Source organism: Pseudomonas urethralis (assembly GCF_021602465.1).
Taxonomy (GTDB): Bacteria; Pseudomonadota; Gammaproteobacteria; order Pseudomonadales; family Pseudomonadaceae; genus Aquipseudomonas; species Aquipseudomonas vlassakiae.
The window spans coordinates 1-26,386 of the sequence record NZ_BQIJ01000020.1 but is presented as its reverse complement, the minus strand read 5'-3'; the positions used below and the strand labels follow the sequence as shown (position 1 = coordinate 26,386).

Sequence of the window (26,386 nt, the reverse complement as noted above, 5' to 3'; positions counted from 1 at the left end):
CGATCAACTGCGGCGACGCATGCCGTACTGCCCCAGCAACCCCAGCACCAGCACCCCACCGGCGATCCCCAAGGTCGCCGGTGCCCCCCAGCGGGCCGCGACCAGCCCGGCGATCATCCCGCCCAGAGCCTCGAAGCCAAAACGCATGGCGATGTAGAAGGCAATCACCCGGCCACGCAAGTGGCCCGGCGCACCGCTCTGCAGCTGCATGTTGGTGCTGACATTGCTCAGGGTGATGCCAAAACCCAGCAATGCCAGCGCCAGCAACGCCAATGGCAGCATGCCCCCCAGCCATAGGCCGACCAGGGCGACCGCGCACAGCAGCGCCCCGGCGTCGGTGAACTGGCGCAGGCGGGGCAATGCGCCGCCGAACGCCAGCACCAGGGTCGCCGCGAAGGCTCCCGCCCCCGCCGCCCCCCACAACCACCCCAGCACCTGGGCGTCACCGGCAAACACCGCCTTGGCGAGGATCGGCAATAGCGCTGCATAGCAGGACGCCAACAGGTTGACCATGATCACGTTGACCAGCAGTTGGCGCACATTGCGGGTCTGCCACATGTAGGCCAGCCCCTCGCGAAACACCTGAGCAGTCGAACCACTGGCCTTTGGGCTGGCGCTACCGCGCACCTTCAGCAAGCCGAACAGCAATGCCAGGAAGGCCAAGGCCGTCAACGCGAAGCAGGTCGCCTCGCCGGCGAGCGCGATCAGTGCCCCGGCCAATGGCGGGCCGACGAAACGTGCGCCGTTGATCAGCATGGCATTGAGTACCAGCGCATTGGGCAGGTCGGCCGGGTCATCGACGAAACTGCCGATCAACGCCTGGCGTAACGGTGTTTCCAGGGCGTTCAGCAAACCCAGCAGCAAGGCCATGCCGGCGATGATCGGGCCATCGACCCAGCCCAGCCAGGTAGAGAGCGCCAGCGCAGACGACTGCAGGGTCAGGATCACTTGCACGATGATCAGCAATCGACGTTTGTCGTGCCGGTCGATCCATGCACCGGCCAGCGGGCCAATCAGTAGTTGCGGCGCCAGCGAAAGGAAGGTGATCAGGCCCAGCAGCACGGCCGAACCCGTGAGGTGATAGGCGAGCCAGGCCAACGCCACCTGCTGCACCCACTTGCCAAGGGTGGAAACTCCCTGGCCGGCGAAATAGATCTGGAAATTACGGTGGGCGAGCGCCCGAATGGCCGAAGGCCATTGACTACGATGCGACGACGGTGAATCGGTCAAGTCTGCGAATCCTCATGAGACCCGCGCCAGTCCATCACCTGCTGCGCCCCCCATCGCAAGGTGCGCAGCAGGTTGTTGGGTCAGCCTGGCAGCAGGCAGCCTTTCTTCTTCAAGGACTCAATGACCCAGGAGCGGTCGTTGGTACCTTGGGCAATGTGCTCCATCTGAGCGGTTTCGGCAGCATGCTTGGCCGTGGCACGGGCATAGACGTCGGCAACCTGGTCGTACGGTACGCAGAGCAGGCCGTCTTCATCGCCGATCACCAGGTCGCCCGGCTCGATCACCATACCATCAATGGCAATCGGCACGTTGATCTCGCCCGGGCCGTCCTTGTACGGGCCACGGTGCGACACACCGGCGGCGAACAGCGGGAAGTCGCCCGCACCGATATTGGCCGCATCACGGATCGCGCCGTTGATGACGATGCCCGCCACACCGCGCTTGACGGCGTAGGCCACCATCATTTCGCCGATCAGGGCGTTGGTCAGGTCACCGCCGGCATCAACCACGATCACGTCGCCTGGCTGAGCGATGTCGAGGGCGTAGTGCAGCATGAGGTTGTCACCTGGGCGAGCCTTGACGGTGAGGGCCGGGCCGCAAAGCCCCCCTTCGCGGTGCATTGGGCGCAGCCGGGCACCGCCCGCCGTCATGCGGTTCATCGAGTCGCTGACGTTGGCGACCGGAACCTCACGGTAGCGTGCAACCCACTCTTCGCCAATTTTGCGCGTGCGCTCAAGCACTTGGAAGCCAATGCTCATGTGACATACCTCTATTGATGTTATTCGATGTCATCGGCGGCCGCCGAATCTGTTTTTTAGAATGTCATTGCATTATTCCTTTTTCAATCGCTTTTTTTAGCTGCCCTTGAGGTAGCGACGAGCAGTCAGTTTATTTTGTTGCAACGTCGTTTCATTATGGTAGGGTTGATTCCATCGCCGCCCATGAGCTGCAGCGACTGCCCTGACAATAAAAAGGTGTTCACGATGTCCCGTACCATTCTGATTACCGGCCCCGAACTCGCCGCCGAGGCCATGCAACTTGCCGCCGACCAGGGCATCAGGGTGGTCCCCACCACGCCCTACCTGCCGGCAGAAGAGCTGGTGGCCATCATTCGCGCAGAACAGCCCGATGCCATCGTGGTTCGCCAGGGCAGCCTGACCCGCGCCATGATCGAGGCTTGCACCAAGCTGAAGCTGATCACCAAGCACGGTGTCGGCTTCAACACCATCGATATCCAGGCTGCTGCCGAGCACGGGATACCTGTGTCGATCGCAGTGGGTGCCAACGCACAGTCAGTGGCCGAGCATGCCTTTGCCCTGATGTTCAGCGTCGCCCGCCAGACCGCCCTGCTCGATGCACGCATGCGGGAAGGCCACTGGGACAAGGCATCGGCCAACGGCATCGAGCTGTCCGGCAAGACCTTGGGCCTGGTGGGTCTGGGTTCGATCGGCAGCATTCTGATGGACCTGGTGGCGCCGCTGCACATGAAGGTCAAGGTGTTCGACCCTTACCTCAAGCAACTGCCGGCACGCGCCCATGTCGAGCGCGAAGAAGATTTCGATCGCCTGCTCGCCGAAAGCGATATCATCAGCCTGCACTGCCCGCTGACCGAGACCAATCACGGCCTGATCGGCGCTGACCAACTGGCACGCATGCGTCCGGGTGCCATCCTGATCAACACTGCCCGTGGCGAGCTGATCGACACTGACGCCCTGGTACAGGCACTCAGCGAGCGACGCATTGCCGGTGCGGGCCTGGACACCTTCAGCCCCGAGCCGCCACCCGCCGACAGCCCGCTGTGGGGCTTGCCGACCCTGGTCGCCACACCACACGTCGGCGCCAACACCACCGAAGCCCGCGACCGTGTAGCCCTGGTCTGTGTGAGGCAGGTGCTGGATATCCTGGCGGGCAATGCCCTTGATCCGCGTTGCGTGGTCAACCGCCACCTGATCGACAGCTGATTGCAGCCCTCTCGCGCCGCTTTGCGAGAAGCGGCGCCGATACCACGCGTCACTCCAGAAAAACAACAATTGGAGAGCACCATGAATTCAGCTACATCCGTGCCGGACGACCTCGAACGCAGCACCATGCGCCGTGTTGCCTGGCGCCTGCTGCCTTTTCTGATCATCTGCTACCTGATTGCGATCATCGATCGCGGCAACATTGGCATGGCTTCGCTACAGATGAACCAGGACCTGCAGCTCTCAGCCAAGGTCTTCGGTTTCGCCAGCAGCCTGTTCTTCTTCTCTTACTTCCTGGTCGAAGTACCCAGCAACCTGGCCATGCAGCGGTATGGCGCGCGGATCTGGATTGCTCGCATCATGATCACCTGGGGCCTGATTTCCGCCGGCACGGCGTTCGTCCAGGGCGCCAATTCGCTGTACGTGATGCGCTTCCTGCTGGGCGCCGCCGAGGCCGGCTTCTTCCCGGGCGTGCTGCTCTACCTCACCTACTGGCTACCGTCGGCCTACCGTGCGCGCATGGTGGCGCTGTTCATGGTGGCGATCCCGGCCGCCAACTTCATCGGTTCGCCCCTGTCGGGCCTGCTGCTGAGCCTGGATGGCTGGATGGGCATGCGCGGCTGGCACTGGCTGTTCATCCTCGAAGGCATCCCGGCAGTGCTACTGGGCATCGCCTGCCTGTTCGTGCTGACTGACCGCCCTGAACAGGCCAAGTGGCTGAGCGACGAGCAACGCGGCTGGCTCACCCAACGGCTGGCCAGCGAGGCCGCCAAGAAGACCGCCATCGGCCATATCTCGCTGTGGAAACTGCTGCGCCACAAGGATATCTGGGTACTCGCGTTGATCTACTCGGGCGCTTCCGCCGCAGGCAGCACCATGAGCGTGTGGGCGCCGCAGTTGCTGAAAACCTTCGGTCTCAGTGCCATGGAGATCGGCCTGGTCAATGCCATCCCGTATGGCATCGCCTCGGTCGCGATGATCATCTGGGGGCGTAGCTCCGACCGTACCGGTGAGCGCCGCTGGCACACTGCGATGACCATGCTGCTGATCGCCGCAGGCCTGCTGATGACCCTGTTCACCTCCTCGCTGCCGGCAACGGTCGTGATGCTGACAATGGTGCTGGTGGGCGCTTATTCGATGAAGGGGCCGTTCTGGGCACTGGTCTCCGGCTGGCTGTCGTCGTCCACGGCAGCCGCCGGGCTGGCGGCCGTCGGCGCCATGGCCAACCTGATCGGTGGCGGGCTGATGGTCAACGTCTACGGTGCCATCCACGACGCCACCAACAGCTATGCCCTGGCGTTGATGCCCCTCGCGACACTGTGCACGCTGGCCGCCATAGGGGTATTGGTGATCGGCCGCAAGCGCCAGCATGAGCAGGCTGAAGCCACTGCCACTGCAAGCGCCAAGCAAGCCTGAGCCTCAGTGCTTTGATGCCTGCCTTCCGCAGGGAACGTGGGCATCGTCTTTTCGATCCTCAGGCAGGCATCCATCGCCCCACGGATTACAGCAAGCTCAGCGGGTACTCCACGATCAGCCGCACTTCATCCAGGTCGTTATCGAATGAAGTGGAACGGTGGGTGGCCTGGCGCAGGCGGAACGAGAGGTCCTTGGCCATGCCGGCCTGGATGACATAGCGGGCTTCCATATCGCGTTCCCAGTGCTTCTGGTCATCTCCCGCCCATCCCGCGAACGGGCCGTTCGGGTCCACCCGGGTACCGTCGATCTGATCGCCCTTCACATACCTGGCCATGAGCGTCAGCCCCGGTACACCGAAGGCCACCAGGTTCAGGTCGTATCTCAACTGCCAGGAGCGCTCGTTGGGGGCGTTGAAGTCCGAGTACTGGACCGAGTTGGCCAGCCAGATCGAATCACCACCGATGTAGTCGAAAAAGTCGTCGCCGCTGATCTTCTGGTACGCCACGCTGAGCTTGTGCGGATCCTGGCTGTAAGCACCCTTGAGCGAATATGCCGTATTGTCCAGTTGCCCCGCCAACGCAGCGCCCTGATCGCGGGTGTTGTAAGCGACCAGGTCGAAGCTCACGGACTGGGTTTCAGCCAGGGGCAGTGTGTAGTAGACGTTGGCGAAATACTGGCGCCAGAGCTCTTCGGCTTGGCTGGCGTAGGCCGCCAGGCTGAGCCTGTCGGTGACGTGGTAGGTGGCACCGATGAAATCAACGCTGCGCGCTTCCACACCTGCGTATTCGGTGGTCAGAGCGCCATCGGCGTTGCTCGAGTCACGTCGGTTGATCGAAGTGAAGTGCCCTCCTTCCATGGACAGCTTCTCGTACTCCTGGCTGGCCAGGTGAACGCCGGTCGCGGTCTCCGGCAGCAGACGCGAATCGCTGGTGGCAAATACCGGGGCGGTGGTGCGTTGCTCGCCATATTTCAAGGTAGTGGACGACACCCGCAGCTTCACCGCACCGCCCAATTCGCCGGTACTGTCTTCTATGCGACCCTCGCTATCCACCGGCAGGATTCCGTTGCCGACGCTTCCGCGTCCACCATCAAGCTTGATGCCGCCATATGCATGCACATCGAAACCCAAGCCCAGCATGCCCGGGGTAAAACCCGACACATAGTGCGCCTGGATCCCCTGGTCCCATTCATTCCGGGTGTTGCGCCTGGCATTGCGATAGTCGCGGTGCATCCAGAAGTTGCGGTTGAGCAGGTTCAGCGTGCTGTCTTCGATCAAGCCTTTCGAGGCCTGCTGTTCGCCAGCACCTGCCCACTGGGCGTGAGTAGAGGCGAGGGCCACTGCGATCAGGGTCGCTTTTACGGTATTCATTGCTTGCTCCATTGTTCTTGTTATGGGGGTACGTGGCGGCTTGCACCGCCAGTCAGGACAGGCGCATCGGCCCTATGCCAATTGCTCCAGTGAGAATTCGGGTGGGCACGTCCCTTTGCTGATGACCGCCTCCAGGCACAGGGTGGTCGCCGACTCTGCCCAGCAAACGAAATAGCCCTTGGCTTTGGATTGCTTGAGCTTGAACAGCCACTTCAACTCTGCATCGTCGTGCAGGCTCTCCATGCTCGCTGGCAACTGGATGATCGAATAGAAGCCAGCCTTGGTTTGCGTCCGCTCCAGAACCTGGAACGCCGGCTGGGCGATGGCGAAGGCTTTCGGGCTTTGCGGTTGCAGCAATTTTTCCAGGGCGAACGCTTCCAACCTGCTGATTTTCATACAGGGCTCTTGTGTGGATTGACGGAGGGTCGATGCTGCGCCAGGCCAAGCGCGGCCAGGTTCAACTTACAGCGGTTGCAACCCGACGACCTTGGCCAGTACCTGCGCCACTTCGGCCCGGGTTACCGGGGCTTGTGGGTTGAAGCGGCCTTGCTCGGCCTGCAACCAGCCCTCACCCACGGTGAGGGTGGCCGCATCGGCATAGGCTTTGGCCAGGCCACCGATGTCCGACAACGCCGCGGTTCTGCTCAGGCGGATGCCCTGATAACGCTCTACCAGCGCCCGGCAGGCCAGCGCCCATTCCTTGCGGCTGACGAGCTGGTTGACAGAGAAGGGTTCGCTGCTGCTCATCCAGCCGTTGGACAGCACCACGTCGAGTTGATCACGCAGCGGGTGTTCGGCGCCGACATCGGTCAACGCGGGCAACCGGTCCCGCCTGGGCTCCGCGGCCAGCGTCATCTGCAGGGCATTGGCCAGTTCCAGACGGGTGATGGGCCGCCCTGGTTCGAAGGCGTTGCCGGCGTTCAAGGTCATCAGCCCCCTGAAACTGATGGCGCGAATCGCATCGCCGCTGCTCCCCGAGCCGGCGTCGGTCGGCGCGCTGGTTGCGGGCTCGCCGAGGGTGGCATTGACCGGGCGGATATCCAGGCGCACGCCACCCACGCTGTACTGGGTCAGCGCATCGTGCACCTGGCTATAGGCGCTGAAGTCAGGCGTCTTGCTAAACTCGAAACGGTAGCCGTAGTGGTAGCCGTTGAGCGGGTTGTAGCGGGTCATCAGGCCCAGCTGCCGCGAGGCGGTATTATCCGCCAGACCATAGATCACCGCCCGGTCGATCGCCGAAACGCCCGAAAGGTCTGTAATCAGCTGATTGCCCGACAGGTATTCGCTACCGGCCTGAATGACTGCCTTGCCTGGGGCGGGCTGCACCTTACCGCTGGCAAGGTCATAGCGATCGCCATGGCTGAGCATGGCCAAGCGCACATTGCTGAGCCGTGTGCCATACAGGCCGAAGGATTTCTCTGCCTGGCGGGTGTCCATCACGGTCAGATAGCCCTCGCCCAGCACCTCTACCTGCCCTTGAGGGTTGACCCACATGGCGGTGTTGGTGTCCAGGCCGAACCCGCGGTTGAGCGTGCCCCCGGTGAGGTAGGCTGCCATGCGCGCGACCCGCCCGGTGCTGGTTTCCTCGATCTGATCGAGGTGCTGATCGATCACACCACCTTTGAACAGGCCGGCCCCCTTGAGCAACGCCGTGCCGCGCTGGTCAGCTTTGCTGGCCACGCCGAAGTCCAGGGTATCCATCACGACGCCGAAGGCGGTTGGCATCTGTCCACCCAGAACGCTGGCACCGGCGCTGGTGCCGCCGACCACGCCACCGCGGTCATAGACGCTGCGCACAGCCTGCATCAGCAGCGACGGGGAGCCATCGGCGTTGAACAGGGCGCGGGCGATCCGGGCCTGGTCGCCACCGACAAACCACACGCCGCTGGCACCGCGCAGCGGTTCGACCACTGCGGCATCGTTCATGGTTCGCTGGTAGTTGAGCTTGTCGACCCCCACGATACTGATGCGCTTCGCGGCAACCCCGAGGGCAACCAGTTCCGCCATGAACCGATTGCTCGAGCTCAGGCTGCCGCTGGCCGTTGGGACGATGACGATGCGGGCGTCCTGACGACCACCGGCGAGTTCGATGAACTTGTCATAGACCGGAAGGTTGCTGGCACGCAGCATACCGCCCACGGCCAGCAAGTTGCCTTCAGCCAGGGCGGCCGGACTGGCACAGCAAAGCATCAGGGCGGCGATCATTGCCCCCGCGTTCAACGGTGTGTTCATGGATTGTCGCTCTTGTTAGGGAAATTCGTGCGAGCCGGCTGGCAGCGTGCGATGGAACTATATTTTCCAGATTCTGTTTTTTGAAAATTTATATATCAGCGCAGGCATGTCTTCAAGCGTTGCGCGCTGGCGTGCCCCCGACGCGTGCCAGGACAAAAACGTGAGAACGACCGGCAAGGCACGCGCTAGAGGCTTCTCGACCTGAAGAGGCAATAGAGAGGCAGATAATTTATTTTCACGAATGTAGATTTCTGAAAAAAATAATGTCATAAATCTGCGCACCAACGGCCCAGGTAACGCCATCGCCCAGGCGACCTGCGCGCACACCCAATCCGCCCCAGCTAGGAGTCAACAAGATGAACAAGATCGTACTTCTCGGCGCGCTGGCACTCAGCGCCGTCAGTGGCATCACCGCCGCCAGCGACGATACCCTGCGCATCGGTATCGAAGCGGCCTATCCGCCCTTCGCCTTCAAGACCCCGGAAGGCAAGATCAGCGGTTTCGACTATGACATCGGCAATGCCCTGTGCGCAGAAATGAAGGTCAGATGCGAGTGGGTCGAGCAAGAGTTCGACGGGCTGATCCCTTCGCTGAAGGTGCGCAAGATCGATGCGGTACTGTCATCGATGTCGATTACCGAGGACCGTTTGAAGTCGGTGGACTTCAGCAAGAAGTACTATCAGACGCCTGGCAAGCTGGCGATGAAGGCCGGCAGCGTGGTGAACGATCCGTTGGTGGACCTCAAGGGCAAGAAGGTGGGCGTACAGCGCGCATCGACCTACGACCGATTCGCCTCTGACCAGTTCGAACCCGCCGGCATCGAGGTGGTGCGCTACGCCTCGCAGAACGAAGCCTTCCTCGACCTGGCCGCGGGCCGACTGGACGCGACACTGGCAGACATCGTGAACACCAGCGAAGGCTTCATCAAGACCCCCATCAGCAAAGGCTTTGCTTTGGTCGGCCCCGACTTCAACGACCCACGTTACTTCGGCAAGGGGGCAGGCATTGCCGTGCGCAAGGGTGACAGCGACCACGCCGCCCGCCTCAACGCAGCCATTGACGCGGTTCGCGCCAACGGCACCTATCAGCAGGTACAGGCGAAGTACTTTGCGTTCGACATCTACGGCAAGTAAGAGGCCCGACCATGCTCCACGGCTACGGCCCGACCATTCTCCAGGGGGCTTGGCTGACGCTGAGTCTGGCCCTGATTTCGATGACAGTGGCGATCGCCCTCGGCTTGCTGGGCGCGACATGCCGCCTGTCGCCCTTGAAGTGGCTGGCCGTGCTTGGCGAAGGCTACGCCACGGTCATCCGCGGCATACCTGACCTGGTACTGATCCTGCTGATCTTCTACGGCGGCCAGGACCTGATCAATCGTGTCGCGCCGCTGCTCGGTCATCCTCGCTACATCGATATCAACCCGTTCATCGCAGGGGTCTGCACGATGGGCTTCATCTTCGGTGCCTATCTTTCGGAAACGTTCCGCGGTGCTTTCATGGCCATCCCCAGAGGGCAGGCCGAAGCCGGCGCGGCCTATGGGATGACAGGCATGCAGGTCTTCAGGCGAGTGCTGCTGCCGCAGATGGTCCGCTTCGCCCTGCCCGGCTTCACCAACAATTGGCTGGTGCTGACCAAGGCCACGGCACTGATATCGCTGATTGGCCTGCAGGACATGATGTTCAAGGCCAAGAGCGCGGCCGACGCTACCCACGAACCATTCACCTTCTTCCTGACCGTTGCCGCGTTGTACCTGACGCTCACCAGCGTATCGCTGCTCATCCTGCGCCTGGTGGAAAAGCGCTACAGCGTCGGCACCCGCCTGGCCGAACTTTGAGGACGCTCCATGCTGGACTTCAAGCTGATCGCCGACAGCCTGCCGCTCTTTGCAGGCGGTGTGCTAGTGACCTTCAAACTGCTGCTGATTGCCCTCGCCGCAGGGCTAGCGCTGGCCATCCCGCTGGCGCTGTTGCGCGTATCGCGCCAGCCATGGCTCAGCGCCCCGGCATGGCTGTATACCTACGTCATTCGTGGCACCCCCATGCTGGTGCAGCTGTTTCTCATCTACTACGGCCTGGCGCAGTTCGAGGCAGTGCGCACCAGCGTGCTGTGGCCGTACCTTTCCAGCGCCACCTTCTGCGCCTGCCTGGCGTTCGCCATCAACACCAGTGCCTACAGTGCCGAGATTCTCGCCGGCAGCCTGAGGGCCACGCCGCCTGGCGAGATCGAAGCGGCCCATGCCATGGGCATGCCACGCATTACCCTGTACCGCCGGATCCTGCTGCCGTCTTCGCTGCGCCGTGCACTGCCGCAGTACAGCAATGAAGTCGTCATGATGCTGCACACAACCTCGCTCGCCTCGATCGTCACCTTGGTCGACATCACCGGTGTGGCCAGGACCGTCAGCTCGCGTTACTACATGCCGTTCGAGGCCTTCGTCACTGCCGGGCTGTTCTACCTGTGCCTGACCTTGATCCTGGTGCGCCTGTTCAAACTGGCAGAAGGCCGCTGGCTGGCCCACCTGGCCCCGCGCAAGAACTGAGAGATCTACATGGAACATATTCAACACACCCTGCCCTGGAGCAGCGCTGGCATGGAACGTCGGGTCTCGGTGTTCCGCTTTGGCAGTGGCTCGCGCAAGGCTTACATTCAGGCAGCCCTGCATGCCGATGAACTTCCCGGCATGCGCGTCGCAGCGGAGCTCAAGCAGCGCCTGCTCGAACTGGAACGCCAAGGCCGCCTGGCTGGCGTGATCGAGCTGGTGCCGGTAGCCAACCCGATCGGCCTGGGGCAGGTTTTTCAGGCCACTCACCAGGGGCGCTTCGACCTGGCCAGCGGGCACAACTTCAACCGCGACTTTCCTGCTTTGGCAGCATTGATCGCACCACAGCTCGAAGGCCGTCTGGGTGACGATGCGCGGCACAACATCGGGTTGGTTCGCCGCCTGATGCGTGAGGCCATCAGCGCGATGCCGCCCGCGGCCTCGGCACTCGAAGGCCTGCGCCGGATACTGCTGCTACAGGCCTGCGACGCAGACGTGGTGCTCGACCTGCATTGCGACTTTGAGTCGGTCGTGCTGCTGTACGCCCTGCCCCAGCTCTGGCCAGCCCTGAAACCGCTGGCTGCGCGCCTGGACGCGGGCGCGGTGTTGCTGGCCGAGGACAGCGGCGGCAGCTCGTTCGATGAAGCCTGTGCCCTGCCCTGGCTGCGCCTGGCAGAACAGTTCGGGCACGCCCGCATCCCACTGGCCTGTGTCGCCACCACGGTCGAACTGCGCGGCATGGCCGATACCGACCGCCCCCAGGTGCAGCACAGTGCCGAAGCCATATTGGGCTTTCTGGCCGATCAGGGTCTGCTCAGCGGCGATTGGCCCGCCGCGCCTTCGACATGCTGTGACGCCACCCCGTTCTCCGGCGCGCAGTACGCCTGTGCGCCGCACCCGGGCGTGGTGAGTTTCCTGCAGCCCCTGGGCAAGCGGGTCGCTGCAGGCGATCCCTTGTTCGAGGTGATCGACCCTATCAGCGACCAGCACTCCGTGGTACACGCCACCACCGCCGGAGTCCTCTACGCCCGCGAGCGCTTGCGCTACGCCCAGCCCGGGCTGTGGCTGGCCAAGGTCGCCGGCGCACACCCGTTGCGCCATGGCCGCCTGCTTACCGACTGACAACAAGAGAGCCCCTGCCATGTACACCTTGCAAATCGAAGACCTGCATAAACGCTACGGTACCCACGACGTGCTCAAGGGCGTTTCCCTGAAAGCCAAGGCCGGTGATGTCACCAGCATCATCGGCTCCAGCGGCTCGGGCAAGAGCACCTTCCTGCGCTGCATCAACCTGCTGGAAGAACCGCACGGCGGGCGTATCCTGCTCAACAACGAGGAGTTGCAACTGGCGCGGCACAGGTCCCGTGGTACTCTCAGCGCCACGGACAGCAGGCAGCTGCAACGCATGCGCTCACGCCTGTCGATGGTCTTCCAGCATTTCAATTTGTGGTCACATATGACAGCGCTGGAAAACGTCATGGAAGCGCCGGTGCACGTGCTGGGTGTGGGCAGGAAAGAAGCCCGCGAACGGGCCGAGCACTATCTGGCGAAAGTCGGCGTTGGCCATCGCCAAGCCGCCTACCCTGGCCACATGAGCGGTGGAGAGCAACAGCGTGTGGCGATCGCCCGCGCCCTGGCCATGGAGCCGGAGGTCATGCTGTTCGACGAACCGACGTCGGCGCTGGACCCGGAGCTGGTGGGCGAGGTGCTCAAGGTCATGCGCGACCTTGCCCGGGAAGGTCGCACCATGGTGGTGGTCACCCACGAGATGGGCTTTGCCCGGGAAGTGTCCAACCAGCTGCTGTTCCTTCACCAGGGCCGCGTGGAGGAAAGCGGCTGCCCGCGTGAACTGTTGGCCCGGCCCAGCTCCGAGCGCCTGCGGCAGTTTCTGGCCGGCAGCCTGAAGTAGGTTGTGGCATGCCGCCCTGCAGGGCGCTACATTCGCGCCCTCCTTGGGATACACTGCGGTCTTTGCCATGACCGCCTCGACCAGGCGCGTACGCCCATTCCTCCAACGTGCCGACCCCAATGCCGACATCTGCCAAGAACCTGACCATCTACGCTGCGCCGGTGATGCGCAAGCTGGCGGAGGCCGCCCCCCACCTGCAACCTTCGCTGCGCAAGGTGGCAGACTTCATCCTGCGTCATCCTTTGAAAGCGGCGACGCTGACCATCGAGGAGATGGCCGTTGAAACCTGCACCTCGGCGGCCGCCGTCAACCGCCTGGCCAAAGCCATCGACATGGGCGGCTATACCGGGCTGAAAGCCGAGCTGGTGAGCACCCTGCAACAGATGGTGTCGCCGGTGGACAAGCTGCGCAATGAACTGGCACAACGCCCGGACGGCACCTTTGGCCTGCACGAGCAGATTCAGATCGCCACCGGCAACCTGCACACCACCGGCAGCAACAACACCGCCGACACCTTCGAAGCGTTTGTCCGTTGCCTGACCCAAGCCCGCAAGATCTACATACTCGGCTTTGGCAACAGCGCATACATGGCCGGCCTCGCCGCAGCCAACCTGGTGCCATTCTGCGCCGATGCCACGGCGGTGAGCATGGAAGGTGGCAACGAGAACGCCGCTTACCGCCTGGCGTCCATCACCAGACAGGATGTATTGCTGTCGATTTCCCTGCCGCGCTACTCGCTCGACACGTTGCAGCTGTCGCGCTTTGCCAGCGAACGCGGGGCAACCGTGCTGGCGATAACCGATTCGCCCGCCTCGCCCTTGGCCAGCATCGCCGAGCATGTGCTGTTTGCCCCGGCCGACCACCCTGTGCTGATCAGTTCCAACGGCGCCGTACTGGCCCTTATCGAAGCACTGGTCGCCGGGGTGATGGCCCGCAACACTGAAGCGGTGCAATTGGCGTCCGAATTGACCGAAAGCGTAATGTCCTATCTGCACATGCCAGGCAAAGACAAACCCGTACGAAAACCGGCCAAAGGACGCAGCTGAGGGCAGCATCGCTGTACGATCGATTACAGATCATGGGCGGCTGCGTCAGTCAGCGGTGAATGCTTGCGCAAGCCGATGCGGATCCAAGTCACCCAGGGCGCCGCACAGCTGCCTCGGCGCATGCTTGCCTTGCACATTGACAGGATCGATACTCATGGCCCTGTATCCATAGCATTTATCGATATCCATGCGCTACTCACCTGAAGCCCTCGTCGCCTTCGTCGAGGCCGCCGCCCTTGGTTCGTTCTCCGCGGCTGCGCGCAAGCTGCGCAAAAGCCAGTCGACCATCAGCATCGCCATCGCCAACTTCGAAGCCGACATCGGTTGCCCGCTGTTCGACCGCGCCGGCCGCCACCCCACGCTCAATGCCGCCGGCCATCAGGTACTGAAGCACGTCGAGGCGATTCTCGATGCCAGCGCCAAGCTGGATGCCCTGGCCGTGCGCCTGGCTGACCAGGTCGAACCGCTGGTGTCAGTGGTGATGTCCGACAGTTACAGCGTCACCTTCCAGGGCGCGGCGATGGGCCGCTTCGCCGAGCATTACCCGCACACCGAACTGCGCTGCGGCCCCTCGGAAGACGCCGACGTGATCGACCTCGTGCAGCAAGGCCTGGCGCATATCGGCATCCTCGCCGCACAGGACCGCTACCCGGCCGACGTCAGCGCGGCTCGCCTGCCCGAGCAGGCGGAGTTCTGTTTGTATGCCAGCAGCGAACACCCGCTGGCGAAGCTGCCGGCGTTACAGCCAGAGCACCTGGAGAACGCGCGCCAGCTGTACATCAAGACCTACGCCGCAAGCCTGCCCCATGGCCACGGCCAAGCCTGGTCGGCGCCGGACTACCTGACCTTGCTGGAGTTCGCCGTGCGCGGCTTCGGCTGGGCCGAACTGCCCAAAGCGCTGGTGGCGCGCTTCGGCAGTGGCCTGGTGGAGCTGCCCATGGCCGGCTACCCACGGCGGGTGGCCATGGATGTGGCCTGGTCGCGCCAGCGGGCGCTGGGGCCCGCCGGGCAGTGGTTGGTGGGGCAATTGCTGGGGTTAGCCTAGGCTGTGCAAGCCGGCGGGCTCGCCTGCGAGCGTCAATCGCTAGCGACCGGCCAGCGCAAGCACACTCGACAGCCCCGGCGCTGCTGCTCACAGGCATACCCCGCGCTCACCTCGCCCCCGGTGCGCTGAACGATAGCCCGCACGATCGACAGCCCCAGGCCGGCGCCCTCCCCGCGTTTCTCGCTACCCCGGTAGAACGGGTCGAAGATGCGCTCCCATTCCTCGGGAGGAATACCAGGTCCGTCATCACGCACACTCAGCACGATCCACTCAACGCTCTGCTCCGCTTGCAGGTCCACGTGCCCACCCACTGGAGCGTGGCGGATGGCGTTCTCGACCAGGTTCTTGATCACGGTCCGCAACTCGACTTCCTGCATCGGCAGCTGTGCATCGTCACCTTCCAGGCCGATGTCGAGCTGCTTCTGCTCCGCCAGGGGCATCAAGTCTTCCAGCACCAGGCGGCAGGCTTCATGCAGCGATACCGCGCCTGGCGACGCGTCGGCCAGTTGCGCGCTGGCCAGAGCCAACAGCTGCTCGATCAGCTTGCGGCTCCTGCCGATACCGCGCCGCAGCTTGGTCACTTGCAGCTGGGCACGCTCTGACATGGCCTCCTGTTCTAGGCCTTCTGCCTGCAGTGACAACGCGGTCAGCGGTGTGCGCAGTTCGTGGGCCGCATCGGCGACGAAGCGCTTCTGGCCTTCAAGGGTGCGCGAAACACGCCCGAGGAGCCGGTTTATCGCCTGTACGAAGGGGCGGATTTCAGAGGCCAACAGGTGCTCGTCGATCGGCCGCAGGTCCTGATCGTCGCGGGTGTCGAGCATTGCCGCCAAGGTCGAGACCGGCCGGAACAGCTCACGGATCAGGTTGGCCACCACCAGCAGCAGGATGGGAAAAAGGATGGCAAAGGGCAGCAACGCACGCCAGGCGCTGTTGCGCGCATCGCGGTTGCGGCTGTGGATCTCCTGCGCCACGGCAAAGCGCCTGCCGGACGCGTCAGTCTTGACCAGCACACGAAAAGGCTCGTTGCCCACCACCACTGTCGACAAGCCATCCGCCACCGAGCCCGGTATCGGCAGTGGCAGCTGGCTGTCATCGGCATGGCTGACCGCTTGGCCGTCGGCCAGGTACTGGATGACGATACGGGTTTCTTCATCGTCCGCAGGCGCTGCGTGCGCGGTATCCGGGTAGCGGAACGTCAGCCCCTGGCGCATGTACAACGCGGCAACCTGGTGCAGGCTGTTGTCCTGCAGTTCGAGCGCTTCGTGGTAGGCGCTGAAATAGCTGAACGTTCCGCTCACGGTCGCCACCAGCAGTATCGCCACCGACAGCGCCACCGACAGGCGCAGCTGCAGAGACTGCTTCAGGCGTCTTTTGAGACCATCCATCCCAGCCCCCTGATATTGCGGATCACGTCCTTGCCCAGCTTGCGGCGCAGCGCATGGATGATGAATTCCACGGCATTGCTTTCAACCTCGTTGCCCCAGCCGTAGATGCGATCTTCCAGTTCGCTGCGCGAGAGGATGGCGCCGGGGCGCACCAGCAACGCCTGGAGCAAGGCGAACTCGCGGTTGGAGAGCTGCACGGGCGGCTGGCCGAGCATGCGCGCGCATTTGCTGACCGGGTCCAGGCTCAGCGTCCCGTTGCCCAGTTCAGGCGCCGCGCGCCCGCCCTTGCGGCGCATGACCGCGCGCATCCGGGCGAGCAGTTCGGCCATCTCGAAAGGCTTTTGCAGAAAGTCATCCGCCCCGCCATCCAGCCCGCACACCCGGTCATCGAGCCCCGAGCGTGCGGTGATGATCAGCAGCGGCACCGGGTTGTCGGCTGCACGCAGCGCCTGCAGCAGCTGCAGGCCGTCCTGCCCGGGCAAACCCAGGTCGAGCAGTACCTGGTCGTAGTGTTGCGTGCGCAAGGCGGCCTCGGCCAGCAGGCCATTGTCGACCCAGTCCACGGCGTACCCCGCCGCGCCCAAGGCGTCCTGCAACGCCTGGGCGATCATGCCGTCATCCTCGACCAGTAATACCCGCATGGGCTTCCCCGCTGTGAACCTGTGGCGCCAACAATAGCGCGACCGGCCGGAGGCCGACAGGCAATCTTCAGCCCTGGCCCTGCAATGTGTCGAACGCTTTGAGCAGGTCGGTCATCGCCGCCTTGCACTGGTCTTGTTGGGGCTGGCTGGCCCGCAGCGCATCCAGGGCGTGGTCGATCGCCTTGTCCAGCACGTGCCAGTCACTGGCGGCACGCGGCTTGATCCCGGCCTCGGCGTCGTCCCAGGTCTTTTCCAGGTCCCTGATACGCGCCTTGGCGCCCGGCAGGTCCTGGGCATCCACCTTGGCGGCAACCTCCACGGCAATGGTGCGGAAGGCGCTGAGGTCACCCAGTTTGGTCGGGGCGTGGATGCCTGCGGCCTGGGCCGGCTCATCCGGTTTGGAACAGCCTTGGGTGGCCAGCAGTGCGCCAGCGACACAGGCAACGGCCAGCGATTTGAGCAAAGTGTTGGAGATCATGGGTGCTACCTCGCTATCAAGGGGTAATGCGTTTGGATTGGCTGGCGGCGAACTGGGCAGCGCAGACCAGGATGAAAATGACGCACAGGAAGATCGCACTGGTCCAGGTGGCACCCATGCCGAGGCCACCGTACTCATGGGATTGGGTCAGCAGGTCACCCAGCGAGGCACCGAGCGGGCGCGTCAGGATGTAGGCCACCCAGAACACCAGCACCGTACTGGCACCCAGGCGCCAGGCGAGCAGGCAGACCCCGATCAGCGCGGCGAAGACGACGCAACCGACACTGAAGCCAAGCCCCAGCGCCTCGGTGGCCAGGTCCCCGCCCGCAGTGCCCAGGGCGAAGGTGCACAGGACCGTGGCCCAGTAGAATCCTTCGCGCCGGGTGCTGATGATTTCGCGAATGGACAGGTTGCGCTCGACCGCGTACCAGAGCGCAAAATTGATCAGCAGCAACACCGAGAAGAACGCCGTGCTGGCGTACAGGCTGATGTCCAGTTCGTCGGTGAGGATGTCGGTGATCTGCGTACCCAGGATGCTCACCAACACCACACACAGCCAGTAGATCCAGGGTTCGCAGCTGCGCTTGCGCATTTGCAGGGCCAACGCGCCAGCCAACAGCACCGCCATCACCGCACTGGTGATGGCAAGGCCCCAACCGACGTCGACAGCGAGGAAGTCGGCGAAGGTCTCGCCGACCGTGGTGGACATGATCTTGATGATCCAGAAGGACAGCGTCACTTCTGGAACCTTGTTGAGCCAACCGCTGCTGGCAGCCTTCATCGGGTGTACCTCCTTCAGTCCCGTCAGGGTGTCTACGGCGGAAGTTACCGATGAAAACTTAGGTGAGCCTGAGGGCTGATGCAGGTCAGTCAAGCCAATTGGGGCCGCTTTGCGGCCCCGTTCCAGCCGTCAGGCAAAGCGTTCAACCTGCGCCGGGGTACGGCGCATCAGCACCTTGCCGTTGCGCACCGACACCAGCGCATGGCCCTGACTACGTACCATCTCGTAGTCATCCGGCGCCGACAGCAGCAGCAGGTTGGCCGGCCGCCCGACCTCGATGCCATAACGCTCGCCGAGGTTGAGGGTGCGGGCGCTGTTGTCGGTGATCAGGTCCAGGCTGCGTTGCAGGTCTTCGTAGCCGAGCATGTGGCAGATGTGCAGCCCGGCTTCGAGAATGCGCAGGATATTGCCGTTGCCCAGCGGGTACCACGGGTCGACGATGGAATCCTGGCCAAAGCATACGTTCATCCCGGCCCGGTCGATCTCGGCCACGCGGGTCAGCCCGCGGCGCTTTGGGTAGCCGTCGAAGCGTCCTTGCAGGTGGATGCTTTCGGTGGGACACGAGACGAAGTTGATCCCCGACATCTTCAGCAGGCGAAACAGCTTGTAACAGTAGGCGTTGTCGTAGGAGCCCATGGCCACGGTGTGGCTGGCCGTGACCCGCGCGCCCATGCCGCGTACCCGTGCTTCTTCGGCCAACACTTCGAGGAAGCGCGACTGCGGGTCGTCGGTCTCATCGCAATGCACGTCCACCAGGCAGCCGGTGCGCTCGGCCAGGTCCATGAGGAACTTGATCGACGCCACGCCCTGGTCGCGGGTGTTCTCGAAATGCGGAATGCCGCCGACCACATCGGCGCCCATGGCCACCGCTTCGGTCATCAGCGCCCGGCCATTGGCGTATGACTCGATGCCCTCCTGGGGGAACGCGACGATCTGCAGGTCGACCAGGTGGCGCACCTCGTCGCGCACCTCGACCATGGCCTTGAGTGCGGTGAGCTTGGGATCGGTGACGTCGACATGGGTGCGCACGTGCTGGATGCCATGATCCACCAGCATGCCGATGGTCTTCCTGGCGCGGGTCTTGATGTCGTCGTGGGTGGTGATTTCCTTGCGCTCGGCCCAGCGTTCGATGCCTTCGAACAAGGTGCCACTCATGTTCCACTTCGGCTCGCCCGCCGTGAGGGTGGCGTCGAGGTGGATGTGCGGCTCGACGAAGGGCGCCACCACCAGGTTCTGCCGGGCGTCCAGGTCATCGACGCTGGCCAGCACGGCCACGTCAGCCTGCGGCGTGATGGCGGCGATGCGCTCGCCGTGCAGTTCGATACGGAACAGGCCGGGCTTGCCACGCAGGCGGGCATTGATGATGTTCATGGCGTTACTCCTTACCTTGGGCTTCGTTCAGGCGCCATACCAGCATGGCAACAGAAGCGTTCATCCGAAACAGCGGGTCGTCAAGGGACTGCCCGCTCAGTTGTTCGATGCGTTGAATACGTTGGTTTATGGTATTGCGATGCAGGCCCAGGCGCTGGGCGGCCTTAAGCCCGTTGCCGTTGTCCTTGAGCAGGGCGTCGAGGGTATGCACCAGCACATGCGGCTGCTTGCGTCCAGGGGCGATCAGCGGGCCGAGGATCTGGGCAACGAAGTCATCGATCAGCGACCGGTCGACGATACCTTGCAGCAGGCGCAGCACGCCAAGCTCGCCGAAGTCGCAGAAACCGTTGGCCGGGTGCAGCTGCTGCGCCACCTCCAGGGCCTGGCGCGCCTCGCTGAGCGCCTGCCGGTAGTGGGCGCAGTCGGCAGCCAGGCGCGACAGGCCCATATACAGTGCCAGTTCCCCCACTACCGCGGCCAGCTGCCGGTGCAGCGCGGCCAACGTCAACGGCAGGTCGGCGGCATCTGCCAGCAACAGCACCTGCAGGTCGCCCGGCAATTGTGCGGTAACGGTTCCCGGTCGCTCGCGGCACCAGGCTTCGAGCTGGTCTGCCAGAGCCTGACGGGTTGCCTGCCAGAGGCGCTCGCCCTGGGCCAGGCCATGGCGCTCGAACAGCTGCTCGACGTGTCGCAGGCGCAGCGCCACCACGCGACGCGGCTCATCCAGTGCCAGTTCAAGATGCGCCGCACGCTGGCGGGCAATGGCCAGGCTCGGGTAGTCACCACTGAGCAGCTGGCCGAGAATATCGTTGCGCGAGCGGCGCACCTGGTTCATCTGCACCAGGGCCGTGCCGATCAGGTGGGTGACGATCACCATCTTCAGGGCATAGGGTTGCTCGATCAACGGCAGGCCCAGTTGCTCGGCACGGGTGATCACTGCTAGCGGAATGGTCTGGATGAAGGTGCCGCCCGTGAGGATCACCATCCCGGCAATGCCCACCGCCTCCCCATCCTCGACCAGGCTCAGCAGGTTGGCCTCGCCACGTGGGTGGTTGATGCCGGTGACGAACACCAGTTCGCCGCCCATCACCCACTCGGCGATGCCTTCGTTCTCGGCCACGTAGGGCCAGCGCACCCGCCGCTGCAGGTTGCGCGCACCGGCACGCACGGTCATCTCCTCCAGGCCCGGCAGGTGCAGGATTTCGTCCAGCGCCAGGCTCACGGCTCGACACCCGCCTGGCCCAGCGCCCGGCGCCGGCCGCTGACTTCAAGCAGGACGTTGTAGCACAGGGCCGAGGCGCCAATGCCTACCAGCGGCGCGACCCAGGGCGAGGCGTAGGCCAGCAGCGCACCCAGCGCATAGGCCCCCAGGCCCAACAGGTTGTAGCGCGGCAGGTGTACCGAGGCCAGCGCCGGGTACTTGCCACGGTGGCGGTACCAGAAATCGGCCATGATCACCCCGCCCACGGGCGGAATGATCGAACCCAGCAACACCAGGAACGGGATCAGCATTTCATACATGCCGCCAATCGCCAGCACGATGCCCACCGCTGCCGCGACCAGCGTGGCAGTGCGTCGGCGTTCGCTGCGCAGCAGGTGGCAGGCCGCCGCCGAGACGTTGTAGATGGTCGGCCCCTGGATGGTCCAGAGGTTCAGGCAGAGCATCACCACGGCTGCGAACGACAGGCCTTGCAGCATCATCACTTCGACGATGTCGGCCTGCTGGTAGACCATCGCGCACCAGGCCCCGGCCACCACCATCAGGCCATTGCCGAGCAGGAAGGCGACGATGCTGGCCACCACCGCCACCCGCCCGCTGCGCGACAGCCGGGTCCAGTTGGTGGCCTGGGTGGCCCCGCTGGCGAAGGTGCCGAAGACCATGGTCACCGCTGCCGAGAAGGTCATGGTTTCATGGGGCACCACCGCGGCCAGGCCGGCAAAGCCCCCGGCATCGGCGGTGGCGATGTACATCGACACCAGCAGCAGCGCGAACATCAGCGGCACCGACACCCGCGACAGCAGGTCCAGGCCCTTGAAGCCGATGATCGCGGTAATGCTGAAGCCCAGGCCGAACAGCACCATCAAGGGTACGGTGAAGCCACCCGCCAGGCCCAACAGCTTGACCAGCACGATCGCCACGGTCGCAGTGCCCCAGGCGTACCAGCCCAGTTCAGCAAAGCCCAGGAGGAAGTCGGAAAGCCGGCTGCCCGCCTCACCGAAACAGAAGCGCCCCATCAGCACGGTGTTCAAGCCGCTGCGTGAGGCGATGAAAGCCAGGGCTGCGGCATACAGCGCCAGCAGCGTGTTGCCGATGGCGGCGACCCACAGCATGTCGACGAAATTGAAGGCCATGCCCAGCTTGCCACCGGCGAACATGGTGCCGGTGAAGAAGGTAAAGCTGAACAACACCATGGCAATGGGCAGCAGCCCCTTGCGCGAGGATGGCGGGGCTTCGCATAGCGGGAATTCGGTAGGTGAGCTCATGGCACGGTGCTCCGGGTTGGCGTTGCGACCAGAGGAGCAATACGCGGGCCGCTTTTGCCTGGCGCGAAAAACCGGAAATTTGCGGGCAATCGGCACAACCTTCCCTGTTCACTCTGCACACTTATTGCCTGATTGCTTGACCAAACCTGTGCGATTGGACCTGTAATGAAGCAGGTGCGCACCAAAGCGGAACAGCACCGGGTAGTTTTCACCCAGCCTCCCGCGGTGCGCACGCTGTTCTCATTCGCTGGCGTCGACGTCTACCTCTTTCCAGCTGTCATCCGGGTCGAAGCGCTTCATGGCCTTGGCAATCTTGTCGCCCTGCGGCCCCAGGTCCTTCTCGAACACCTGGCCGTCGTGGCTGATCATGAAGCTCATCACCCCGGTGTCGTCGTATTTCGCCGGCCAGGCGACCAGGGCAAAGCCGCGGCTCATCTGGTTGCCGATCAGGTAGCTGTAGGCGCCACCCGGTGCCGACGGGCCTTGGCCATCGAGGATGCGGAAGTGGTAGCCGTACCAGGCATCCCCTAGCACATCCTTGCCGAACAGCGGCCCCAGCGGGCTGATCTCGCCGCCCGCTTCGTCCTCCCAGAACAGGCCGTCATGCTTGCCTGGCGTGCTGAAGATCTGCTGGGCATATTCCAGCGCGCCGTTGCCGTTGCGGTCCTTCGAGGCGTAGTCCATCTGCGCGTCGTGATAGGCCAGCACCGACTGCAAGGCTGCCAACTCGTTGCGGCCGATGCGCCGGGCACGGATTTCGGCGCTGCCGGCCTTGAGGTCGAAGCGCCAGCCGTTGCCAGCCTTGGTCAAGGGAATGGGCAAGGTCCAGTGATCAGGGCCGACGGCCAGGATGGCCTTGTCATCGCCCTGCTTGTCGATCAGATGCCCGGCCTTGTACTGCTCCAGGAAGGCATCGACATCACTGCGCTGCACGCCTTCACGTGGGATGTAGGTGCGCCAGTCTTCGCCGAGCAGCTGCGTCAGACGCGCTTCGTCGGCGTGCTCGACGCCCAGCGCCTGGACGAACGATTCGACGGCTTTCTCAGGCGTCGGGAAGGCTTCTTGTGCTGCGGCCAGGTGGGTGCAGGCCATGCCCAGGCTGATCAGCAACGTTGCAATAGATGTCTTGGTGTTCATCGACGGCCACCTCCACCACCGCGACGCGCCGGGGCGCTGGGCCTGGATATTTGGTGCCCCGCTGCGCGCGAAGCATTGGGCCGCTGGGCGAACGACTGGCTGGTACGGCCGCGGTTGGCCTGTGCCGTGGTACGCGACGGCGACCGTACCCCGTCAAAGGCGTTGTTGCGGGCGCGGCCTGCCGTGTTGCTCGGTCGGTTCTGCGCTGCCTGACGGGCCTGGCCTTCACCCTGCCGACGCTGGTTGACCTGGTTACGCGCTTGCTGGTTGTCACGGGTGTTCTCACGCGTGTTGCGCGGTTCCGCGCGACGATCGGCGGGGCGTGCGTTGTTGTTGGCGCCTTGCAGGCGATTGCCCGGGCCGCCTTCGGCGCGGGCCTGACGTGCACTGTCGCGGGCTTCGCGGTTGCTGGTGGCCGGACGCTCTATACCGGCACGGTCCATCGAGCTGCGGGCACGGTCACGGGCCTGGGCACGCTGGGCGTCATCGCCACGGAACGCAGCACGCTGGTTGGCGCCGTCGAGCTGGCGACCGTACTGCTGGCGGCTGCGGTTGTCGCGGTACGGCACGCCATCGCGGTGCGCGGGGTTGTGCTGCCACTTGTTCTGGTTGTTGGTGATGCGGTTGTTGCCGTTGATGTTGTTGTAGCGATTGACATCGATGTCGACATCGCCGTTATTCCAGTCGCAATCGCCCCACACCGAATCGATGATCGCCACGCCCGCGCCGAACGCCAGCCCGGCCATCAGCGCGGTGCCCGCGTAGTACATCGGCGACGGTGGGTAATACACCGGCGGCGAGGCCGGATAGGCCCAGGTGCCGTAGGTGGTGGTCGGGTTGTAGGTGGGCACGTAGACCACCTGTGGGTCGGCCGGCTGAATGATGATGGTGCTGGTCGAGGCACTGCTGGCAGGCGTGCTCTGCGAACTGCCCGAGCTGGCCGGGGCCGCTGCGGGTGCGGCCTGCACGGTGACGTTCTGGTACTGGTTGCTGGTCAGGTTGCCCGCCGCCTGGGCTTGGTGGCGCAGGCGCTGAACGCCGGCCATGACGTCATCGGGCTGGGCCAGGAAGGCGTCGCCCAGGCGCTGGACCCACACCGGGTCCTGGCCGAGCACCACCAGCACCTGCGGGAACGCCACCAACGACTGCACGCTTGGGTCCCAGGTCTGGTTGGCCACCTGCTTGACCGCCTCATCACCCTGGGCCTTGGGGTTGGCCTTGGACCAGGCCACCGCCTCGGTCACCTCGCCCGGGTAGGTCGACGCCATCAGCACCTGGGCCAGCAGCGGATCAGGGTACAGGGCGATCGGCGCGAGCATCTGGTCGAGTTGCTCCTGATCGAACACTGCCTGCTTGGCTTCGGCAGGCGCCGGGTCGGGCGCCGGCACATCCTCGGCCAGCGCCAGGCTGGCAACACCGTTAAAGTACAACACGACCGACAAGACGCATAACAATGGCATGCGCATCGCAGTTCCCCATCTGGCCATACCGCGTGAAAAGAATGGATTGCAAAACGGGCAGTCGCTGCCGTGCGGTAAGGGTAGCAAAGGCGGCATTTTCGACCACTTTTATGCATTGGATTTCAACGCACTAATGGCAACAGGGCTTACTGCGTTTAAATCTAGATCGCCTATTGAAACGGAACTGTACTAAACATGCCCTGAGTGCTTCGCGGTAATAAATCCATCCACCAGGAGGCCCGATCATGGCAACTTCAAGAGCCGGTCGTTTTTGCGTCGCGATGCTGTTGTGCGCCACGACCTTACAGGGTTGGGCGGCCGTTACCGAGCGCGCCGAACGGCGCCAGCCAGCCCGCGAAGTGCGCCAGGAAACCCGCCAGGATGCGCGCCAGACCAAGCAGGACTGCCGCCACGCCGACCTGAAGAGCAACGCCGGTTGCCGCCAGGACAAACGCCACAGCAAACAGCAAGGCCGCGAACGCGCCAGGGACATCAAGTACTGACGCCTGGCTCAGCCACCCAGGGCGATGATGGCCAGGATCAGCGCCACCCCGACCAGCGACATGATCACCCCCGTGAGCACTCGGCGCCCACCGGAATAGCGGGCCAGCAGCCAGCCGGCGAGGAACAGCATGATCAGGGCGACCAGGTTTGATACGCGAATGGCGGTGCCGGTATGGGCGATCACCAGGAACGGTATGACCAGCGGGAAAGTCGCCAGCACCACCAGCAGAAAGGTCGCCAGGGCCGCCTTGAAGTCCTGCAGGCCAAGCCGTGCCGGCAGCGGTTGCTGGCCGTTGCGCATGAGATGGACCCTGAGCAACTCCAGGCCGTTCTCGTCCACCACCTCGCCGATGCGCGCCGGCAATGCATCGGCAATCAGCTGACGCCCCTCCTGCCCTTTCTCATCGGCGAGCAGCCGGGCCAACAAGGTGCGGCTGCGGGTCCGTTCGGTCCAGGTGCGCAACAGGTAGATCACCGCATCGGCCAGGCCCCACGCCAGGTTGCAGCCAAAGGCCGCGATCAGCATCAGCCGGGCATCTTCGCGGCCGGCCGTGGCCACGCTCAACGAGCCAGTGAAGGTGGTGGCCATCAACAGGCCGAACATCACTTCGGTAATGCGATCGATGGGTTCCAGTGCACGTCCACTCATACGTTGCCCTCCCGGGTTGCCCTGAACTAACGGATGCCATGTTTCAAACGAGCATGTTGCGCATTCCAGTACTTCAGTGTTTCTTGCGGCAATTGATGAGGCGCGTCGACCCGCTCTGCCAGCTTGCTGGCAAAACTGTGCGCCGAATCCTGAGTGGGGAAGGTAAAGGTCATGCCACAGGCATGCACCAACCAGCCTGGCCGTCCCTGTACGCTGGCCTGTTCGATAAGGAAGTTCATGTTGCGCTCCTGCGGGCAGGTAAAGCGCCACGGCAATGTTTTTCCAGCGTAGCGCAACTGGGCAGACGCTCAACTAACCAATCATTATCAAGCGCATTTTGACATTCACTTTGCATCTACCAGAGGGCAGTTTGCCGAGGACATGGCCATGCGTTGGGTCAAGCCAGAGACGTGCCACCGTGTCACTTTGCCAATCAACATGAGGGTCGGCCCCTATGAAAGGTTATCGGTGACACACATCAGCGTGCGGGTTTCGATCTGGCGACGTTGAGCCAGCGGTTGCAGCAAAAGGCAAATATCTAGGCGAAAATTCCTACGATATTTTAGGAAGCGCTCAACTCCTCTGTGAATTGATTCCTCGGTAGTGTTCAGGCTCATCTTGATCGAGCCTGAATGACTCATGAGCATCACGCAAGATATTGCCGACGCCGTCGACGAAGTCGAATTCCTCCTGACCCCGTGCAAAGCCTGCCAGCGCCAGGGCCTGCCCATCCTCCCCCTGCGCCACGC

At 63.6% G+C, this 26,386-nt stretch carries 27 protein-coding genes; 10 read left to right on the top strand and 17 right to left on the bottom strand.

Translation table 11 applies throughout. The features are described from left to right. Positions 1-3 precede the first annotated feature (3 nt). Positions 4-1,185 (bottom strand): MFS transporter, encoded by a 1,182-nt coding sequence (locus L6D64_RS24170; RefSeq protein ID WP_176509871.1) that lies wholly within the window; start codon positions 1,183-1,185, stop codon positions 4-6. A gap of 125 nt (positions 1,186-1,310) precedes the next feature. After that, on the bottom strand, positions 1,311-1,988 hold the full coding sequence (locus L6D64_RS24165) for an RraA family protein (protein WP_054887392.1): 678 nt from the start codon (positions 1,986-1,988) through the stop codon (positions 1,311-1,313). Positions 1,989-2,213: 225 nt separating this feature from the next. Here L6D64_RS24165 and L6D64_RS24160 point away from each other — a divergent pair, with 225 nt between their 5' ends. Then, a complete protein-coding gene (locus L6D64_RS24160) occupies positions 2,214-3,191 on the top strand; it encodes a hydroxyacid dehydrogenase (RefSeq protein ID WP_176509836.1) in 978 nt (325 codons plus the stop codon). An 81-nt stretch (positions 3,192-3,272) separates the two neighbouring features. After that, on the top strand, positions 3,273-4,607 hold the full coding sequence (locus tag L6D64_RS24155; protein WP_176509835.1) for an MFS transporter: 1,335 nt from the start codon (positions 3,273-3,275) through the stop codon (positions 4,605-4,607). Between the two features lie 85 nt (positions 4,608-4,692). On the opposite strand, the gene L6D64_RS24150 is transcribed toward L6D64_RS24155, so the two are convergent. The 3 genes from L6D64_RS24150 to L6D64_RS24140 form a co-directional block, all read right to left on the bottom strand. Further along, a complete protein-coding gene (locus L6D64_RS24150; protein WP_176509834.1) occupies positions 4,693-5,976 on the bottom strand; it encodes an OprD family porin in 1,284 nt (427 codons plus the stop codon). Positions 5,977-6,048: 72 nt separating this feature from the next. Then, positions 6,049-6,372 carry a hypothetical protein gene (locus L6D64_RS24145; RefSeq protein ID WP_054887396.1) on the bottom strand — a complete coding sequence of 108 codons (324 nt, stop codon included), beginning with the start codon at positions 6,370-6,372 and terminating at the stop codon, positions 6,049-6,051. A gap of 66 nt (positions 6,373-6,438) precedes the next feature. Next, positions 6,439-8,208, bottom strand: a complete 1,770-nt coding sequence (locus tag L6D64_RS24140) for a cyanophycinase (RefSeq protein ID WP_176509833.1) — start codon at positions 8,206-8,208, stop codon at positions 6,439-6,441. A gap of 356 nt (positions 8,209-8,564) precedes the next feature. Between L6D64_RS24140 and L6D64_RS24135 the strand changes: the two genes are divergently transcribed. From L6D64_RS24135 to L6D64_RS24110, 6 genes are all read left to right on the top strand, one after another. Further along, on the top strand, positions 8,565-9,341 hold the full coding sequence (locus tag L6D64_RS24135; RefSeq protein WP_099815720.1) for an ABC transporter substrate-binding protein: 777 nt from the start codon (positions 8,565-8,567) through the stop codon (positions 9,339-9,341). 11 nt (positions 9,342-9,352) lie between these two features. Further along, on the top strand, positions 9,353-10,042 hold the full coding sequence (locus L6D64_RS24130) for an ABC transporter permease (protein WP_176509832.1): 690 nt from the start codon (positions 9,353-9,355) through the stop codon (positions 10,040-10,042). A gap of 9 nt (positions 10,043-10,051) precedes the next feature. Beyond that, a complete protein-coding gene (locus L6D64_RS24125) occupies positions 10,052-10,747 on the top strand; it encodes an ABC transporter permease (RefSeq protein ID WP_054887400.1) in 696 nt (231 codons plus the stop codon). Positions 10,748-10,756: 9 nt separating this feature from the next. After that, positions 10,757-11,869 (top strand): succinylglutamate desuccinylase/aspartoacylase family protein, encoded by a 1,113-nt coding sequence (locus tag L6D64_RS24120; RefSeq protein WP_176509831.1) that lies wholly within the window; start codon positions 10,757-10,759, stop codon positions 11,867-11,869. Positions 11,870-11,888: 19 nt separating this feature from the next. Beyond that, complete coding sequence (locus tag L6D64_RS24115) at positions 11,889-12,656, top strand: ABC transporter ATP-binding protein (RefSeq protein ID WP_176509830.1); 768 nt, start codon at positions 11,889-11,891, stop codon at positions 12,654-12,656. Between the two features lie 119 nt (positions 12,657-12,775). Continuing rightward, on the top strand, positions 12,776-13,702 hold the full coding sequence (locus L6D64_RS24110; protein WP_176509829.1) for a MurR/RpiR family transcriptional regulator: 927 nt from the start codon (positions 12,776-12,778) through the stop codon (positions 13,700-13,702). Positions 13,703-13,747: 45 nt separating this feature from the next. Here L6D64_RS24110 and L6D64_RS24105 read toward each other — a convergent pair whose 3' ends face one another. After that, entirely contained in the window at positions 13,748-13,891 is a 144-nt protein-coding gene (locus L6D64_RS24105) for a hypothetical protein (RefSeq protein WP_176509828.1), read from the bottom strand. Here L6D64_RS24105 and L6D64_RS24100 point away from each other — a divergent pair. Then, positions 13,890-14,747 (top strand): LysR family transcriptional regulator, encoded by an 858-nt coding sequence (locus L6D64_RS24100; protein WP_176509827.1) that lies wholly within the window; start codon positions 13,890-13,892, stop codon positions 14,745-14,747. The two genes, L6D64_RS24105 and L6D64_RS24100, sit on opposite strands and share 2 nt — an antisense overlap. A 32-nt stretch (positions 14,748-14,779) precedes the next feature. Here the strand turns inward: L6D64_RS24100 and L6D64_RS24095 are convergent, their stop codons facing one another. From L6D64_RS24095 to L6D64_RS24055, 9 genes are all read right to left on the bottom strand, one after another. Continuing rightward, entirely contained in the window at positions 14,780-16,132 is a 1,353-nt protein-coding gene (locus L6D64_RS24095; RefSeq protein WP_176509826.1) for a sensor histidine kinase, read from the bottom strand. Continuing rightward, on the bottom strand, positions 16,108-16,773 hold the full coding sequence (locus tag L6D64_RS24090; protein WP_176509825.1) for a response regulator: 666 nt from the start codon (positions 16,771-16,773) through the stop codon (positions 16,108-16,110). The genes L6D64_RS24095 and L6D64_RS24090 overlap by 25 nt, the downstream gene beginning before the upstream one ends. Positions 16,774-16,840: 67 nt before the next feature. Continuing rightward, entirely contained in the window at positions 16,841-17,251 is a 411-nt protein-coding gene (locus L6D64_RS24085) for a hypothetical protein (protein ID WP_176509824.1), read from the bottom strand. Between the two features lie 16 nt (positions 17,252-17,267). Next, positions 17,268-18,032 (bottom strand): COG4705 family protein, encoded by a 765-nt coding sequence (locus L6D64_RS24080; protein ID WP_176509823.1) that lies wholly within the window; start codon positions 18,030-18,032, stop codon positions 17,268-17,270. Positions 18,033-18,161: 129 nt separating this feature from the next. Further along, entirely contained in the window at positions 18,162-19,403 is a 1,242-nt protein-coding gene (codA, locus tag L6D64_RS24075) for a cytosine deaminase (protein WP_176509822.1), read from the bottom strand. Between the two features lie 4 nt (positions 19,404-19,407). Beyond that, positions 19,408-20,625 (bottom strand): PucR family transcriptional regulator, encoded by a 1,218-nt coding sequence (locus L6D64_RS24070; protein ID WP_176509821.1) that lies wholly within the window; start codon positions 20,623-20,625, stop codon positions 19,408-19,410. After that, positions 20,622-21,887: a cytosine permease gene (gene codB, locus L6D64_RS24065; RefSeq protein WP_176509820.1), complete on the bottom strand. Its 1,266-nt coding sequence runs from the start codon at positions 21,885-21,887 to the stop codon at positions 20,622-20,624. The genes L6D64_RS24070 and codB overlap by 4 nt, the downstream gene beginning before the upstream one ends. Before the next feature lie 240 nt (positions 21,888-22,127). Beyond that, complete coding sequence (locus L6D64_RS24060) at positions 22,128-23,024, bottom strand: DUF2950 domain-containing protein (protein WP_176509819.1); 897 nt, start codon at positions 23,022-23,024, stop codon at positions 22,128-22,130. Then, positions 23,021-24,490, bottom strand: a complete 1,470-nt coding sequence (locus tag L6D64_RS24055; protein ID WP_176509818.1) for a DUF3300 domain-containing protein — start codon at positions 24,488-24,490, stop codon at positions 23,021-23,023. Before L6D64_RS24055 ends, L6D64_RS24060 begins: the two co-directional genes overlap by 4 nt. 239 nt (positions 24,491-24,729) lie before the next feature. Here L6D64_RS24055 and L6D64_RS24050 point away from each other — a divergent pair, with 239 nt between their 5' ends. Then, positions 24,730-24,987: a hypothetical protein gene (locus tag L6D64_RS24050; RefSeq protein WP_176509817.1), complete on the top strand. Its 258-nt coding sequence runs from the start codon at positions 24,730-24,732 to the stop codon at positions 24,985-24,987. Between the two features lie 8 nt (positions 24,988-24,995). Here L6D64_RS24050 and L6D64_RS24045 read toward each other — a convergent pair whose 3' ends face one another. Both L6D64_RS24045 and L6D64_RS24040 read right to left on the bottom strand, forming a co-directional pair. Beyond that, positions 24,996-25,637, bottom strand: coding sequence for a VIT1/CCC1 transporter family protein (locus L6D64_RS24045; protein ID WP_176509816.1), 642 nt, complete (start codon positions 25,635-25,637; stop codon positions 24,996-24,998). 26 nt (positions 25,638-25,663) lie between these two features. Continuing rightward, the gene (locus tag L6D64_RS24040) at positions 25,664-25,876 is read right to left on the bottom strand and encodes a hypothetical protein (RefSeq protein ID WP_176509815.1); all 213 of its coding nucleotides are present in this window, start codon (positions 25,874-25,876) and stop codon (positions 25,664-25,666) included. Positions 25,877-26,386 lie beyond the last annotated feature (510 nt).